The sequence below is a fragment of the Bradyrhizobium sp. Bra78 genome, assembly GCF_024519855.1.
GTDB lineage: Bacteria > Pseudomonadota > Alphaproteobacteria > Rhizobiales > Xanthobacteraceae > Bradyrhizobium > Bradyrhizobium japonicum_G.
The window spans coordinates 452854-468626 of the sequence record NZ_JALJRE010000001.1 but is presented as its reverse complement, the minus strand read 5'-3'; the positions used below and the strand labels follow the sequence as shown (position 1 = coordinate 468626).

The 15773-nt window shown below is 65.0% G+C and carries 12 protein-coding genes and 1 pseudogene; 2 read left to right on the top strand and 11 right to left on the bottom strand.

Features of this window, described 5'->3' with window-relative positions; all coding sequences use genetic code 11:
• Positions 1-185: 185 nt before the first annotated feature.
• The 4 genes from OC450_RS02260 to OC450_RS02245 all read right to left on the bottom strand — a co-directional run bounded on the left by OC450_RS02260 (position 186) and on the right by OC450_RS02245 (position 6882).
• Positions 186-1592: an MATE family efflux transporter gene (locus tag OC450_RS02260; RefSeq protein ID WP_211384486.1), complete on the bottom strand. Its 1407-nt coding sequence runs from the start codon at positions 1590-1592 to the stop codon at positions 186-188.
• Positions 1593-1647: 55 nt separating this feature from the next.
• Entirely contained in the window at positions 1648-3447 is a 1800-nt protein-coding gene (locus OC450_RS02255; protein WP_262047088.1) for an ABC transporter ATP-binding protein, read from the bottom strand.
• 327 nt (positions 3448-3774) lie between these two features.
• Positions 3775-5358: a DHA2 family efflux MFS transporter permease subunit gene (locus tag OC450_RS02250; protein ID WP_211384484.1), complete on the bottom strand. Its 1584-nt coding sequence runs from the start codon at positions 5356-5358 to the stop codon at positions 3775-3777.
• A 204-nt stretch (positions 5359-5562) separates the two neighbouring features.
• A complete protein-coding gene (locus OC450_RS02245; protein WP_256805998.1) occupies positions 5563-6882 on the bottom strand; it encodes an HlyD family secretion protein in 1320 nt (439 codons plus the stop codon).
• Positions 6883-7081: 199 nt separating this feature from the next.
• Between OC450_RS02245 and OC450_RS02240 the strand changes: the two genes are divergently transcribed.
• Complete coding sequence (locus OC450_RS02240) at positions 7082-7717, top strand: TetR/AcrR family transcriptional regulator (protein ID WP_262047087.1); 636 nt, start codon at positions 7082-7084, stop codon at positions 7715-7717.
• Between the two features lie 179 nt (positions 7718-7896).
• A complete protein-coding gene (locus OC450_RS02235; RefSeq protein WP_262047086.1) occupies positions 7897-8232 on the top strand; it encodes a DUF6665 family protein in 336 nt (111 codons plus the stop codon).
• 15 nt (positions 8233-8247) lie between these two features.
• On the opposite strand, the gene OC450_RS02230 is transcribed toward OC450_RS02235, so the two are convergent.
• From OC450_RS02230 to OC450_RS02200, 7 genes and pseudogenes are all read right to left on the bottom strand, one after another.
• Positions 8248-8976, bottom strand: coding sequence for a Crp/Fnr family transcriptional regulator (locus tag OC450_RS02230; protein ID WP_211384480.1), 729 nt, complete (start codon positions 8974-8976; stop codon positions 8248-8250).
• A 47-nt stretch (positions 8977-9023) separates the two neighbouring features.
• Positions 9024-10403, bottom strand: a complete 1380-nt coding sequence (locus OC450_RS02225) for an amidase family protein (protein WP_262047085.1) — start codon at positions 10401-10403, stop codon at positions 9024-9026.
• A 63-nt stretch (positions 10404-10466) separates the two neighbouring features.
• Positions 10467-11477: an ABC transporter substrate-binding protein gene (locus OC450_RS02220; protein WP_262047084.1), complete on the bottom strand. Its 1011-nt coding sequence runs from the start codon at positions 11475-11477 to the stop codon at positions 10467-10469.
• Positions 11478-11499: 22 nt separating this feature from the next.
• Complete coding sequence (locus OC450_RS02215) at positions 11500-12339, bottom strand: ABC transporter permease (RefSeq protein WP_211384477.1); 840 nt, start codon at positions 12337-12339, stop codon at positions 11500-11502.
• A complete protein-coding gene (locus tag OC450_RS02210; protein WP_262047083.1) occupies positions 12336-13634 on the bottom strand; it encodes a M20 family metallopeptidase in 1299 nt (432 codons plus the stop codon). Before OC450_RS02210 ends, OC450_RS02215 begins: the two co-directional genes overlap by 4 nt.
• Before the next feature lie 231 nt (positions 13635-13865).
• A pseudogene (locus tag OC450_RS02205) lies at positions 13866-14439 on the bottom strand (histidine phosphatase family protein).
• Position 14440: 1 nt separating this feature from the next.
• Entirely contained in the window at positions 14441-15643 is a 1203-nt protein-coding gene (locus OC450_RS02200) for an extensin family protein (RefSeq protein WP_211384474.1), read from the bottom strand.
• Positions 15644-15773 lie beyond the last annotated feature (130 nt).

The following is a 15773-nucleotide window of genomic DNA, read 5'->3' as shown; positions in this document are numbered from 1 at the left end:
TCGCCGTCGAACTTCGCCACGGTCGCGCGACAGACATAGTTTCAGCGACAGCGCGGGATTGATCGCGACGGCGAACGAATAGAGCATCAGCGCCGTGCAGGACACCAGGAACGCGGAAAATACCCAATCCCCGTTCCGACGGCCCCGCAAATTAGCCGCAGCCGTGGGGACAGGACAAGGTATCGCTACGCGGGCGCACGTGCAGGCGACGCCACGGGCTCCGGCGCAGCCTGGTCTGACGCCTCCTCGTGCCGGACCACCACCAGGCGCTTCTTGAACTCGCGGCGCAGCAGCCACAGGCTCAAAGCCGCCTGCAGCGTCGTCGCTGCGATCGACAGGTACCAGACATGCTCGATCCGAAAGCCCGGCCGCGTCGACAGCCAGATCGCCGGCAGCGAATAGGTGAACACGCGCGTCACCGAGCTCAGCAGCACCGGCTTGGTGTTGCCGAGGCCCTGGAACATGCTCGAGCAGGTGAAGATCAGGCCCTGCGCCACCATGTTGAGCGAGATGATCCGCAGGAACAGGTAGGCGATCGCCATCGTCTCCTGGTCGTTCGAGAACCCGGCGAGCAGCAGCTCCGGCTTCACCTGCGCGAGGATCATGAAGCCGACCATCACGACGGTGGTGATCAGCGCCGACTTGACGAACGTTTCCCGCACGCGCGCGCCATTGGCAGCGCCGACGTTCTGGCCGGCGATCGGACCGGCAGCCAAGGCCACCGCGAGCGCCGGCATCTGGATCAGACCGAGCATCCGCTGCCCGATACCGAATCCCGCCTGCGCCGCGGCGCCGAAATCGCTGATGACGTAGTAGACCACCGCCATGAAGATGAACATCATCGCGAACTCGCCGCCGGCCGGCAGGCCGACGTTGAGGATGCGCTTCAGATGGCGCGGTTGCGGCCACCACTGCGCCGGATTGAAGGCGACATAGCGCTCGACCTTGCGGAAATACGCAAGCAGCATCAGGCCGCCGATGGCGACCGCGATCGAGCTCGCCAGCCCCGCGCCGGCAACGCCGAGCGCGTAGCCCGTGCCCCAGCCCGAGATCAACACCGGCGCAAGCGCGATGTTGATGATGACCGCGAGAACCCGCACCAACATGGCGGGGCGCACGATGCCGGTCGCGCGCAGCGCGGATGCAATCACTTGCATGACGAACTCCAGGGCAAGCGCGGGCATGAACCACAACAGATAAATGGTTCCCGCCTCGATCGTGGCCTGGTCCGCGGCGATCGAACGCATGTAGAGGCGCGACAGCGCCGATCCCGCGACCAGGGTCAACAGGCCGAACAGCGCCGACAGCGCGACCGCCTGGTTGAAGATCAAATTGGCATCCGGCCGATCCTTGCGTCCCACGGCATGCGCGATCAGCGCCACCGTGCCGACACCGAGTACCTGCATCAGCGCGTTGACGAGAAAGCCGGCGTTGCCGGCCGCGGCGACACCCGCAACGGCGGCATCGCCCAATCCCGAAACGAAATACAGATCGACCAGCTGGCAGATCATGATCGAGATCATGCCGGCCATGATCGGCGGCGTCATGGCCAGGATGTGTCTCACGATGGAGCCGTTTGTCAGGTCTTTCATGTCATTCCATCCTTGACGCCGTGACGGCGGGACGTCCGCGCTGCCGCCACGCGCCTCACTCCGCTGCTGCGATGTGTCCGAGCTCCACCACCTGGCGCTCGAACAGGCCGCGATAGATGCCGCCTTGCTTGCCCGCGAGCATGGCATGGGTGCCTTGCTCGACGATCTCGCCGCGGTCGAACACCAGGATGCGATCGAGGCTCGTCACCGTCGACAGCCGGTGCGCGATCACGATCGAGGTGCGGCCCTTCATCAGGCGTTCCATCGCCTGCTGGATCAGCGCCTCCGATTCCGAATCGAGGCTCGAGGTCGCCTCGTCCAGGATCAGCACCGGCGCATCCGCCAGGAACGCGCGCGCCAGCGCGACGCGCTGCCGCTCGCCGCCCGACAGCTTGACGCCGCGTTCGCCGACGAGGGTGCCGTAACCCTTCGGCAGGCGCAGGATGAAGTCGTGCGCATTGGCGAGCCGCGCCGCCTGCTCGATCGCCTCCAGGCTGGCGCCGGGCCGGCCATAGGCGATGTTCTCGGCGAGCGTGCGATGAAACAGGATCGGGTCCTGCTGCACGATCGCGATCTGGCTGCGCAACGATTGCTGCGTCGCCTTCGCGATGTCCTGCCCGTCGATCAGCACGCGGCCGCCGGTGACGTCGTAGAGCCGCTGCACCAGCTTGACGAAGGTGGTCTTGCCGGAGCCGGAGCGGCCGACCAGGCCAACCCGTTCGCCGGCACGGATCCTCACCGACAGGCCGTCATAGAGCGGCGTGCGGTGGCCGCCATATTGGAACGTGACGTCGTCGAACACGATCTCGCCGCCCTCGATCGCGATCGGCACCGCGTCGGCAGCATCGGCAATGCCGATCGGCTCGTCATGGATCGCCACCAGCTCCTCCATGTCGTTGACCGAGCGCTGCAAATTGTTGATGTGCATGCCGACGTCACGCAAATAGGCGTGGATGACGTAGTAGCTCGTCAGCACGTAAGTGACGTCACCGGGCGAAGCGTGCCCCGACATCCACAGCAACACCGAGCCTCCGATCACGGACGCACGCAGGCACAGCAGCAGCGAGAGCTGCGACATGGCCGTGTAGTTGTACCGGAACCAGGTCCGCCGCACCCGCACGCGCCAGCGGCTGACGACGCGGGCAAGCCGCGCATCCTCGCGCAGCTCGGCGCCGAATGATTTCACCACGGCGTTGCAGGTCAGCGCATCCGCCAGTGTTCCGCCGACCTTGGTGTCCCAGGCATTGGAGATTCGCGCGGCCGGCGCGATGTATCGCGTCGAGAACAGCACCGTCATCGTGACATAGCCCAGCGCGCCGAGCGCGATCACCCCGCCGAGCGAGGCCCAGTGCAAGCCGAGCAGGACCATCGAGCCGATCAGCACGACCAGCGAGGGCAACAACGCCAGCAGGATGGTGTCGTTCAACAGGTCGAGCGCCCACATGCCGCGCGTGATCTTGCGCACGGTGGAGCCGGCGAAAGAGTTGGCGTGCCAATCGGTCGAGAATCGCTGCACGCGCATGAACGCGTCCTGAGCGACCTCCGACATGATCTTCAGCGTGAACGGCACGATCGCCTGCAGCCCTGCGAGCCGCAGCACCATCGAGGCCGCGCCCAGCGCCACGATGGCGCCGAATGCGACCAGCGCCGCGTGACGCGCGTCGGGATTGGACGGCCCGCGCGTCAGCGCATCGATCAGATGCCCCGAAAAGAGCGGCATGAACAGGTCGGCGGCCGTCGCCCCTATCAGGCTGCCGACGACGGCAAGCGTTGGCCCCGGCTGCTTCAGCCAGTGCCGGAACACGAAAGGCAGCACCACGCGTATCGCCGCGGGCTTTTTTGACAGAGCGGTCATGGCATCATCCGGCCGCTTTTGGCGCGGGCCGGCTCCATCGATGGACGCAGGCCGGCCACGACGGGCCGAGACGGCGTCAGCTAAAGGTGGCTTTGGGTTGGGAAATCGGGCGATCGGGACTTGGAGCCCAATCGAAGCTGGCGGAAATGGCCTCTAACAGGCCGCGTACGTACCGAGCCAGAACATCACCGAGCGCGGGCGTACGATCTGCGAAAGCGACGAAATCATGCAAATCCTCCCGGTTCGAGTGAATGAGGTGCGCTTTATAGATGCGTCGCCGGTAATTTGCAACGGGGCTCGCGCGAGATCACGCGCGAGTGTTGCAAATTAATGCGCGTCGCCGCCGCCGGTCATCGAGGCCGGCTTGTTCAGCAGGGTCACGAGCAGGCTGAGGCCGAGATAGAACAGCGTCAGCATGAAGAAGGCATCGCCGAAGCTCATGACCACGGCCTGGCGGTGCACCAGTTGCGAGAGCTGCTTCATCGCCATCAGCGTGGAATCGCCGAGCCCCTGGAATTTCTGCATGAACATGGTCAGGGTTTCGGTCGCGGTCGCATTGCCCCACGTCACCCGCTCCTGGAGGCGGCTGATGTGCAGATCGGTGCGGTCGTTGAGAACGGTGTTGATGACGGCGAGGCCCACGGCGCCGCCGAGATTGCGCATCAGGTTGAACAGGCCGGAGGCGTTCTTCACCCGGTCGGGCGCCAGCGTGCCGAGCGCGATGTTGTTGGTCGGCACCATCGCGAACATCATGCCGACGCCGCGCAGGATCTGCGGCACCAGAAGCTCGTAGAAATCGTAGTCGCGGGTGATCCAGGTCATCTGGTAGGAGCCGATCGCGAACACGACGAGGCCGAACGCGATCATGTAGCGCATGTCGAACTTCACCATCAGACGGCCGACCAGCGGCGCGACCAGGAACATGGTGATGCCCGAGACGAACATGGTCTCGCCGATCATCAGCGCGCTGTAGCCGCGCACCTCGGCGAGATAGCGCGGATAGATATAGGTCAGGCCGTAGAGGCCGATGCCGATGCAGAACTGCAGCAGGCAGCCGATCGCGAAATTGCGGTTGGCAAAGGTGCGCAGATTGACGATCGGCTCGGCCGCCGTGAAGACGCGCCAGAAGAAGGCGATCGCCGAGATCGCGCAGATCCAGGCACAGATCGCAACCGACGTGTCCTGCATCCATTCATATTGCGGGCCTTCCTCCAGCACATATTCCAGCGTGCCGAGGAAGCCGGCCATGAACAGCAGCCCCCACCAGTCGAAACGGTCGAGCAGCTCGAAATGCGGCTCGTCGAAATCGACCAGCGCCAGCACGCCCAGAGTGATGCCGATGCCGGGCACGACGTTGATGAAGAACAGCCAGTTCCACGACATCAGATCGGTGATGTAACCGCCGACGGTCGGCCCGATGGTCGGAGCCAGCGTCGCGACGAGACCGATGATGGGACCGACGATATGGAATTTGGAGCGCGGGAAGACGGTGTAGGCCGAGGCGAACACCGTCGGGATCATGCCGGCGCCGAGAAAGCCCTGGAGCGCGCGCCAGAGGATCATCTCCTCGATGGTGGTGGCGAAGCCGCAGAGCAGGCTCGAGGCGGTGAAGCCGGCCGCCGAGATCGCGAACAACAGCCGCGTGCCGAAAGCGCGCGACAAAAATCCCGACAGCGGGATCGCGATGACTTCGGCGATCAGATAGGCGGTCTGGACCCAGGAGACTTCGCTGGAGCTTGCCGACAGTCCGGCCTGGATTTCACTCAAGGACGCCGAGACGATCTGGATGTCCAGGATCGACATGAACATCCCGAACACCATGATGATGAAGGCGAACAATCGCTTCGGCGCGATGCGCTCCGAAGCGGGGTTCGCCATCATGGCGGGGGAAGCGGTGGTGGCGTTGGCCATTGTGTCAGCTCTGACTGAAGCAAGCCGCGAGGTCGGTGCACCTCTCCCGCTTGCGGGAGAGGTCGGCGCGAAGCGCCGGGTGAGAGCTCCCTCCGCTTGGGGATTGTCCCGTTGCGGAGGCACCCTCGCCCCAGCCCTCTCCCGCAAGCGGGAGAGGGAGCGCACCTGCGTGAGAGGCGGCGGCGCGGCTCATGTCACCAAATCCTACTGCGGGTGGATCGCGGTGGGATCGTCGAGATCGACCTCGCTGTCGGCGTCGGCCGCGCCCTTGTTGGTATCGACGGTGGCGTAGACCGACATGCCGGCGCGGAGCAGGTTCTGCTTCGCCACCGATTTCGGCACGCGAATGCGGACCGGCACGCGCTGCACGATCTTGGTGAAGTTGCCGGTGGCGTTGTCGGGCGGCAGCAGCGTGAACACCGAGCCGGCGCCGGCCGCGATGCTGTCGACGACGCCCGAGAACTTCCGCATGCCATAGGCGTCGACCTTGATCGTCACCGGCTGGCCGGGGCGGATGCGCTTGAGCTGCGTTTCCTTGAAATTGGCGTCGATATAGACGTTGTCGAGCGGCACGACGTTGCCGAGCCGCTGGCCGACCGCAACGAAGTCGCCGGCACTGACGAGGCGGTTCGAGAACGTGCCGTCGACCGGCGCGCGCACCGCGGTGAAGGCGAGATCACGCTCCGCCTTGGCCAGCGTGGTCTTGAGCTCGGCGAGCTGGGCCTGGGCTTCGGCCTGCTGCGCCTTGGCGACGTCGACATTGCTGACCGCGACGTCATAGGCGGCCTGCGCGGCCTTGACCGCGGCCGCACCCTGGTCACGTCCGGCCTCCGAGGTTTCGAAGGTGGCGCGCGAGGCAAAACCCTTGCTGTTCAGTGCCTGCTGGCGCTCATAGTCGAGATCGGCGCGCTTAAGGCCCGCTTCCGCGGAGACGAGTTGCGCCTTGGCCTGTGCGACCTGGCTTTCGAGCGCCGCGACCTGACGCCCGATGCGATCGATGGTGGCCTGCTGGGTCGCGATCCGGGTCGCGGCGGCATCGAGCGCGATCTTGTAGTCGCCGTCGTCGATGCGAAGGACGATATCGCCGGCGCGCACCAGAGCGTTGTCGCCGACCAGGATCGAGGAGATGTGGCCGGCAACCCGCGCGCCCAGCATGGTGTTGTTGGCGCGGACATAGGCATCGTCGGTGGAGACGTAGAAGCGGCCGACCAGCGTGTAATAGCCGGCGTAGCCGGCAGCCGCGAGCGCCAGCACGAGGCCGATTCCCATCATGACGAATTTGCGCTTGCCGGACTTCGGTGCGCCCGCAGCGGCGGTCGCCTCTGGCGCTGGTGCAGCCGGCTTGTCGGTCACGGGCTTCTCCGGCGCCTCACCGGTGCGGCGCTTGGTTTCCTCGACCACATGGGAGCGCAACTGCTCGGCAAGGGGGGCGGCTGTCTCGGTCGCAGCTTCACCATTCGCCGGCATCGTCTCCACCGCTTCCTGGCGAAGGACGCGCGCGGCCTGGTCTCTCGATACGGCCATAAAGGCCTCCCCACTATAAAGGCGCGATCAAGGACGGCCGACCTGCGGCACTGTTCCCTCTCGCTCATCCCAAATACCATTGACCGAACGGTTCGGTCAATATACATAATGTTCCCGGGCGGGACCCTACTGGCCCGAATCCTTTATTTGCGTTTCATAGTTGGGGCCCCGCCGAGAAACCTTCCGAGACCCTGAACCAATGGTTGTAGCCAGCCGCGAACATCTGCACGTCATCCAAGAGGAGGACAGCTCCAAGCGCCGCCAGATCCTGGACGGGGCCCGCAAGGTGTTCATGGATCTCGGTTTCGACGGTGCCAGCATGGGCGAGATCGCGCGTGCGGCGCAGGTCTCCAAGGGCACGCTCTACGTCTACTTCGCCGACAAATGCGCGCTGTTCGAAGCCATCCTGGAGCAGGAAGCGCTCCAGCACGGCCAGGTCGTGTTCAATTTCGATCCCGCGCGCGACGCCGAGACCACGCTGAAGGAGTTCGGCCAGGCCTACATCCATCTCCTGTGCCGGCCCGGCGGCGGGTCGGCGATCCGCACCGTGATGGCGATCGCCGAGCGCATGCCCGACGTCGGCCGCCGCTACTATGCGCGGGTGCTGGACAAGACCATCAACCGCCTCTCCGACTATCTCAAAGCCCATGCCGTCTCCGGCGATCTGAAGATCGACGATTGCGATCTTGCCGCCTCGCAGTTCATGGAGCTGTGCAAGGCCTCGCTCTTCCTGCCCTTCGTGTTCCAGGCCGCACCGGCACCGTCGGAAGAACGCATGACCGAGGTGGTCGACAGCGCGACGCGGATGTTTCTGGCGGCGTACCGGGCGAGGTAACCGCGCAGAACAAGCTCTGCCGTCATCGCGAGCGCAGCGACTTGTCCGCCGAAGCCTTTGGCGAAGGCGGAAGCAATCCAGAATCCCTCGCGGAAAGACTCTGGATTGCTTCGTCGCTTCGCTCCTCGCAATGACGGCTGAGTTGCACCTGTAGAAGTCTCAGCATTATATTTGGGCTCATGCCTCGTGATCTTCGCCCGCCCGTCGATATCCTCCATTACGAGATCGTCCAGGAACAGGCCTCCGCGCTTGGACGCATGGGCCGCGCGCTCGAACAGGCGCTCGCGCGCCTGCGCGAGTTCGATGCCGTTCACGCGCTCCCGGAAACGCCGGCCTCGGTGCAGCCGGTCAGGCACAAGCTGGTGATGGAAGCCGGCCAGGCGCTCTGGATGCTCGTGGTGCAACGTGAGGCGACCGGCCTGCGCGACAGCCGCCATATCATGCGCACCTACAACGTCCCGGGCGAGGTGCAGCGGTGCATGGGGCTGGTCCCGTCGAAGCTGGGCTCGTCATGACTACGGCAGCGCGCGCTAGTCGGTCACCTGCTTCCTCAGCGCCGCGAGATCATTGACGACCATCTTGGTGGGGCCGGTCGCGATGATGCCGTCGTCCTGGAGACGGTTGAGGATCAGGCTGATCGACTGGCGCGTCGCGCCGATCATACGTGCGAGATTGGCCTGCGTGATGCGGCCGAGCGAGATCGGGCCGCTCTCGTCCTGCGCTGCGTTTTCGCACAGCTTGACCAGCAGCAGCACCAGCCGTTCGGCCGCCTTCTGCCCCGCCAGCATCTGCGCCAGCATCGAATAGGTCTCGCCCTTGAAGCCCAGGCATTCGATCAACGCGACCGCAAACGACGGCGACTGGGCGATCAGCCGGCGGACGGCGTCCTGATCGAGATGCAGCGCCTCGACCCGGCCGAGCGCGCGGGCCGACCAACTGTGCCGATGATCGCCGAGAATGTAGGGGGCACCGACGAAATCGCCAGCCTCCCAGGTCGACAGCATCAGCTCGCGCCCCTGCGTGCCCGCATGGGTGCTTTCGACGATCCCGTTCAGGATGATGTGGATGCCGTTCGCGGGCTCGCCCTCCCGCAGCAGATACTCGCGGTTCTGGTAGGTGGCTAGCCTGCCGGTGCGCATCACCAGATCGAGATCGGGCTTGTCCAACGCCTTCAGCACGTAACGTCCGGTCCCGGGCCGTGACAGCTCGGCGCGCGACTCGGCTGGATCGGCCACCTCATGCGCATCGCTGCGCTCCACGATCGGTCTCCCTTCGAGTGACGGCTCGAAGGCTAGGAGGTCTCCGATCAGATTGCAACGCGGCGCAGATGTTCGGGGCCGGCTGCCGCCTCCATGAAGGCGCAGGCCAGATCGGTGAGCAGGCGCTCCCTTCCGGCCGGCGCCAGAAACGTGACGCCATAGGGCACGCCGGCTCCGGTCACCGCATTCGGCACGGCGATTGCGGCGAGCCCGAGCGGATTGGCGTAGTTGGTGTAGTAGCCGTTGTTGAAATTGGACGTCAGCGGATCACGCGCAACGTCCGCGATGCTGAGGATGGTGCCGACCGTCGGAACGACCAGCGCATCGTGCGTCTCCCAGAATTCACGAAGCGAACGCTGGACTTCCCTGACCTCATAGAGCGCACGGTAGGTATCAGCCGCGGTGAACTTCCGGCTGCCGATGACGAGATCGCGCACGATCCTGACGCCGGCATCGGGATTGACATCGAGGAACGCACCGACCGAGACATCCCGCTCGGCAAGGAACGGCCCGAAGAACATCAGATCGTTGATCGAGGTGAACGGCGAGAAATCGACCGGAGCGACCGGCAGATCGAGCTGCCTCAGCCTGTGAAGCGCATCGCCGAACAGCCTCTCCGTCTCGGTATTGCCAAAAAACTTGAGCTGATCCACGCGCGGCGTTGCGATCTTCAGCGGCCGCGGCGGCGATGCCTGCTCCGTCCAACCGGCAAACTCGACCGGCGAAAAGCAGTCATCGGGATCGTGCCGCGCCAGCACGCGATAGACGTCGTAGGCATCGTCCGGCTGCTGCGTGTAGAGCGAGATGGTATCGAAACTCCGGCATGCGTAGACCATGCCGCGCTGGCTGAAGGCGCCCGGTGCCGGCTTGAAGCCGGTGACGCCGCAATAGGACGCCGGCACCCGGCCCGATCCGCCGGTGTCGGTGCCGAATGCAAAGGACGACGTCCCGGTCGCGACCGACACCGCCGCGCCGGAGCTGGAGCCGCCGGGAATGTAATCGGGATTGTGCGGGTTACGGGCGACGCCATAGGGCGAGCGCACACCGACGAGGCCGGTCGCGAACTGATCCATGTTGGTCTTGCCGACATAGATCGCGCCGGCGGCAATGGCATCGGCCACCACCGGGCTCGTGTCCTTCGCGAGATAGGCAAATTCGGGACAGGCCGACGTGGTCTGCTCGCCTGCAACGTCAATGCAATCCTTGACCGAGAACACCAGGCCATAGAGCGGCAGCGCATCGATTTCGCCGATGCGCGCATCGAGAGCGCGCGCGGCGGCCATGACGCTTTCGGGATTCGCCGTCGAGATCCAGACGCCGCTCTGGTCGGCGTCGTTCAAACGCGACAGCACGTGCGCGGCGACATCGGACGGCTTGAACTCGCCGCTGCGGTAGGCGACGCGAAGGTGGCTGGGCGCGAGATTCATGTCGGTCACGTACTGGTGGGAATGGGAAGGAGCCGGCGAGGCCCGCCTCGCCGGCTCTCGGCCTCAGTGGCCGGTCACTTTTTCCAGATAGGCCGGCTGGATGAAGGCTTCGAAGTCCGCGCGCGGCAGCAACTTGGGCAGCCGTTCCTGCTTCACCAGGAAATCCGCCGTCGAGATCAGCGTATCGACGAACTTGCCCTTCTTCGCGGACGTGCCGAGATACTCCTCCGTGATCTGCTTGTTACACGGAACCATGCCGGTCCCCCTCATCATCCGCGTCGCGTCGGGAAGCGGCAGTGACAGCTCCTCCGCGATGATCTCGGCCGTCTTCTCCGGGTTCTTCAGCCAGAAATCGATCCCCTCGCACTCGGCCTTGATGAACTTCTCGACATACGATGGATATTTCTCCGCAAACGCGTTCATGACGACGCCGATGTCCCAGGTCGGATAGCCGCGCTTCGTCATCTCGCCCGAGGTGATGAGGATCTTTCCGCCGTTCTTGACGGCCTTGTCGAGGTTGGGTTCCCAGAACCAGGCGGCATCGATATCGCCGCGAAGCCATGCCGCCGCGATGTCCGACGGCGCGAGGTCCAGGATCTTCATCGAGGCGGGATCGACGCCCTCGTCCTTCAGGGCCTGGAGCAGCAGATAATGCGTCGTCGATCCGAACGGCGCCGCGACTGTCTTGCCCTTGAGGTCTTTGGGAGACGTGATGTTCTTGTCGGTGCGGACCACCATGGCCTCGACATAGTCGAGCAGGTTGATCACCAGGATGCCCTTGATCGGCAGCGCCCGGGTTGCGCCGATCGCGGTCGGCGGATTGCCGAGGCCGCCGAAGTCGACGTCGTTGCCGGCGATAGCCCGCAGCATGTCGCCGCCGCCACCGACCTTGACGTATTTGATGTCGACGCCCGGCATCTCCTTGGCCAGCAGGCCGAGATGCTTGGTGACGAGCTGCGCGTTCACAAGGTTCAGATAGCCGACGGTCACCTTCGCCGGCTTGTCCTCGGCCCGCGCCGCCGCAGTGAGCGTAAACGTGGAAACAACAAGGGTCGCAATCAGTCTCTTCATCATATCGATCTCTCCTCGATCAGGATCAGGTTCGGGCCCACGGCATCAACAATCTGGCGATTCCCCGCATCATGAGGTCGAGCACGACGCCTGTGAGGCCGAGCACGATCAGGCCCATGATCACGACGTCGGACAGCAGGAATTTCGCAGCGTCCCAGATCATCCAGCCGATTCCGGCGGAGGCTGCGACGATCTCGGCGGCGACGAGAACGGTGTAGGTGAAGCCGAGCGAGATGCGCATGCCGGCGAGGATCAAGGGTCCCGCCGCGGGCAGATAGACGTGGAACAGCAGATGGCGCCTGTTTGCACCGAGCGACTGCGCGGCGCGCACATAGACCGGATCGACGCTGGTGACGGCCTGGATCGTCGAGATCACGATGCCCGGCAGACCGGCGAGGAACAGCAGTGACAGTTTCGAGCTCTCGCCGATACCGAGCCACATCACCAGCAGCGTGTAGAGCCCGAGCGGCGGCAGCGGCCGGTAGAACTCGATCAGCGGATTGAGCAGTGCGCGTGCGTTGCGCGACACGCCCATGAGAACGCCGAGCGGAATGCCGACGAGGCACGCCAGCGCGAACGCCGTAAGAATGCGGTACAGGCTGGCACCGAGATGCTGGAGCAGCGTCGCGCCCTGATATCCCTTGGTCATGGTCTTGATGAATGCGGCCCACACCGCCTGCGGCTTCGGCAGAAACAACTCGTTGGCCCAGCCCATCTCCGTGACGATGGCCCAAGCGGCAAGCAGCACGGCAACCGTGAGCGTCGAGAGCAGCATCGATCGCGAGACTCTCGGCAGCCGCAGGGTGCCCCTTCGGGTGCGATCGGCCGGGATCGGAATGGCCATGGGGCTCGCCTCGGCGCTCATGCGCGCACTCCCAGGATCTGCATGATGGTCAGCGCGTAAATTCGAGTCGCCATCACCGACTTGGTGATCGAGATGTTCTCGTTGTCGACGGCCCAGCCATCCTCGCCCGGACCGAAGGTCACGGCGTTGATGCCGGCCTCGCGGAAACGGATGGTGTCGTTGAAGGCGTTCTTGCGATTGACGCCGGGCTCGCGGCCCATCAGGCGCCGATAGACCGCGCGCAAGGAGCGGCAAGGCTCTTCCTCGACCGGCACCGGTTCGGTCGCGTTGACGAACAGCGAGCCGGGGACCTGGCGAACCCCGACCTTGACGTCGTTGACGCCCGCAAATGTTTCCTGCCCGAGCCGCTCGATGTCGGAGATCACGCTTCCAAGCGTCATGCCCGGCACGATGCCGACCACCGCGAGCGTGATCGTGCAGGCATCGGGCGAGAACTGCATCTCGCCGGGAAGGCCGCCGCGGATGCGAACCACCGAGCAGCAGGGCGGCGTGTGCCCCATGAACTTGCTTGGCACATGCGTGAACGCCATCTCCTTCAGCTTCGGCAGCAGCTTTGCTGCTTCCATGATGGCGTTGACGCTGATGTCGGGGCGCCAGATATGCGACTTGATGCCCTCGACCGTGACCTCTACCAGGCAGTGACCGGAATTGGCCACCGACAGGTTCATGCCCCAGTCCTTGCTGACATCACCCCAGGCCGTGGGCTCGGCGGTGATCTCGTAGTGGGCGGTGAGGCCGACCTTGTTCAGCATGTAGATCGAGCCCTCGGTGCCGTTGCGCTCCTCGTCGACGGTGTAGCAGCACATCAGGGTGCCATCGAATTTCACACCCTCCTCGATCAGCGCCTGCACCGCGAGCAATGACGCCGCGAGATTGCCGCGCGTGTCGGAGGTCCCGCGCGCGTAAAGCAGATCGCCGTGGCGCGTGGCCTTGAACGGATCGAAATCGGTCATGTGCCACTTTTCGGGCTCGGCCACCGGATAGGTGTCGAGGTGATCGTTGAGGATCAGCGACGGCGCGCCTTCCCGCCCTTTCAGCACGCCGAGCACGTTCGGCCGGTGCGGTTGCGCGCTATGCTTGGTGACCTCCATGCCGAGGGCTTCGAGCTTTCCCGCGACCAGCATGGAGATGGCTTCCTCCTCGGCAGGCGGCAGATCGGGATCGAGCGGATTGCCGGAGCGCGGCTGGCCGGTGCGGATCAGCTCGGATGCCAGTTCAAGCCAGCGCTCCTCCGTGATGCGCGACAGCACGCGCTGTTCGAGATCGGAGCAAGGCGGGGTGACAGACATCTGCATGACGGGTTCCGATGGCTCACGGCGCCGGCCGCACCGCTTCGTTGCAGCACTCTCATTGCAGCGACTGTGCCAACCGCCGGTGAAACCCGTCAGGGCGCGATTAGTGATGACAGTTCAATGCCTTGGAGGAAAATCCCGACTGCGCAAATTTTTGCGCGAGAGAATTGCGTTGCCGAAGACGCAGCGCTCGTTGCCTGCGGCCGCCCTCGCGATCGCGGGCAATCCGTCACACTAGGAGACGATCTCTTCCATCCTGCACCATGCGTGCAGAATGCTGCTGTCCTGCCTTGCAAGCGCAAAGCAATGACCGCCTTCAGCCGGCTGATCATGGACTCGATCGATCGGATGCCCGCTAAAATGGCAGAACAGCAGCGTGCCGACGGCGCCGTGGCCGACGAAGAGAATGTCGCCGGGACGATTGCGCGCCAGCACCGCCTCGGCCTCGCGCACGATCCACGGCGCGCTCCCAGCCGCGGACGCTGAGATACGGCTCTGCGAAGAACCGGTCGGCGACCTGCTCGAACTCGGCCGGCTTCAGGAAGCCGGTCGCGGAGCGGTCGTTCTCATGCATGGCCTCCCGGATTTCGATCATGATCCCGAGCGGGCCCGCGATGATCCCGGCGGTCTCGATCGCCTTGCGCTCGCCGCTCGAGATGATCTGCGTGGTGTTAGCAAGCCAGCCCGCCTGCGCCACCGTCTCGGTTCGCGCGCGTCCGACCGGGCTCAGGCCCCATTGCGGCAGGGGCACGTGAGGGTCGATTTGCACCTGCGGGTGGGTGAGATAGCGGACGATGTCGGCGGTCATCTCACTCGTCGGCGTACTCGTCTTCTTCGTGCTTGCGCGGCGCGCTCTTGCGGCCGAGCGATCCGGTGACATAGGGATCGCGCCTGCCGGCGTAAGGATTGCGCTGCTGGGCCCGCCCGGCAACCTCTTCGCCGGAGACGGCGGCAGGCTGGCAGATCAGGCGGCGGCTGGCGCGGCGCATCAGATCGACGTGGATGTGATCATAGTGGTAGACGTTCGAGCCCGGCGCCAGCACCGTGGTGAAATGCGCGCACGCGCCCGACTGCACGTCGCGCAGAAACCCCTGCTCCTCCGGCATGCCGCGCCAGCCGTCCTTCACCGTGACGCGGCGGCCGTCGGCGAGTACGAAGGCGGCGACATCGAGTGCGTTGCCGAAGGCATGTTCGGAGATGTGAGCATGCGAATTGCCGTTCATGCCGCGGCAGGAATAGGCGGAGATCTGCTTGATCTCGACGACGCGCGCGCCGAACCAGCGCATCGCCGAGGGCTGCACCGTGTCGGCGAGCCAGCGGTCGAGCTCGGAGACGATCGGACAGGCCAGCGTCGCAACCGGCTTGATCGCGACGGGGCCGACGGCGGTGACGGGATTACCCTGCGCCGGACCAAGACGCGGCAATGCCTGCTGCACGGGCGCCTGTGAGTAAGGCGCCGGCCGGGCGGGATAGCTCGGCGCGTTCATGTAGCGCGTAGCGCCCGCGGCATCGATGCCCTCGGGCGGCAGGTCGATCTCGTCCTCCTGCGGCGCCACGCCGGGCGCGTTCAGCGACACCGGACCGGACGGCGCGCCGTAGCCGGAAGGCTGGCGCACCGCGCTCTCGGGATAGTTCGACCGCTGCGGATAGGACGAGGCCGGATAAGTCTGGCTCTGCGGGTAATTCGATCGCGGCTGCGTCACCGGCCAGCGCGGCTGGTTGCCGACGGTCCCGGGCGGGCGCAGTTCCTCATCGGCAAAGCCGTAGCTGCTCGAGGTTTCGCCGAGGGCGGCGACCTTAAGCGGAAATTCGGCGCCGCACTGGCCGGGCCCTGAGATCGGGTCGATGCGGACGAGATCCGGCCCCTCTTTCACGGCGCCCGATTTCAGGCACGCCGCTTCGGCCTCGGCCCGCCACGGTTCACGTTCGGCCTGGAAGAAGCCGCGTCCGCAACCCGCTAGCGAAACAAGGACGATGGAGCCGACGAGATACAAACGAACTCCGCGCGTCATGCACGCACGTTCGGTGAATTTACTTAAAGACTCTTCAACGTGTTGATTTCAGCCTTCTTTAACCATGCCGCGCGCAAACGCCCGGACCCCGGCGGAGACGAGCGACAGCAAGGCTGACTTTTTCCGAAAG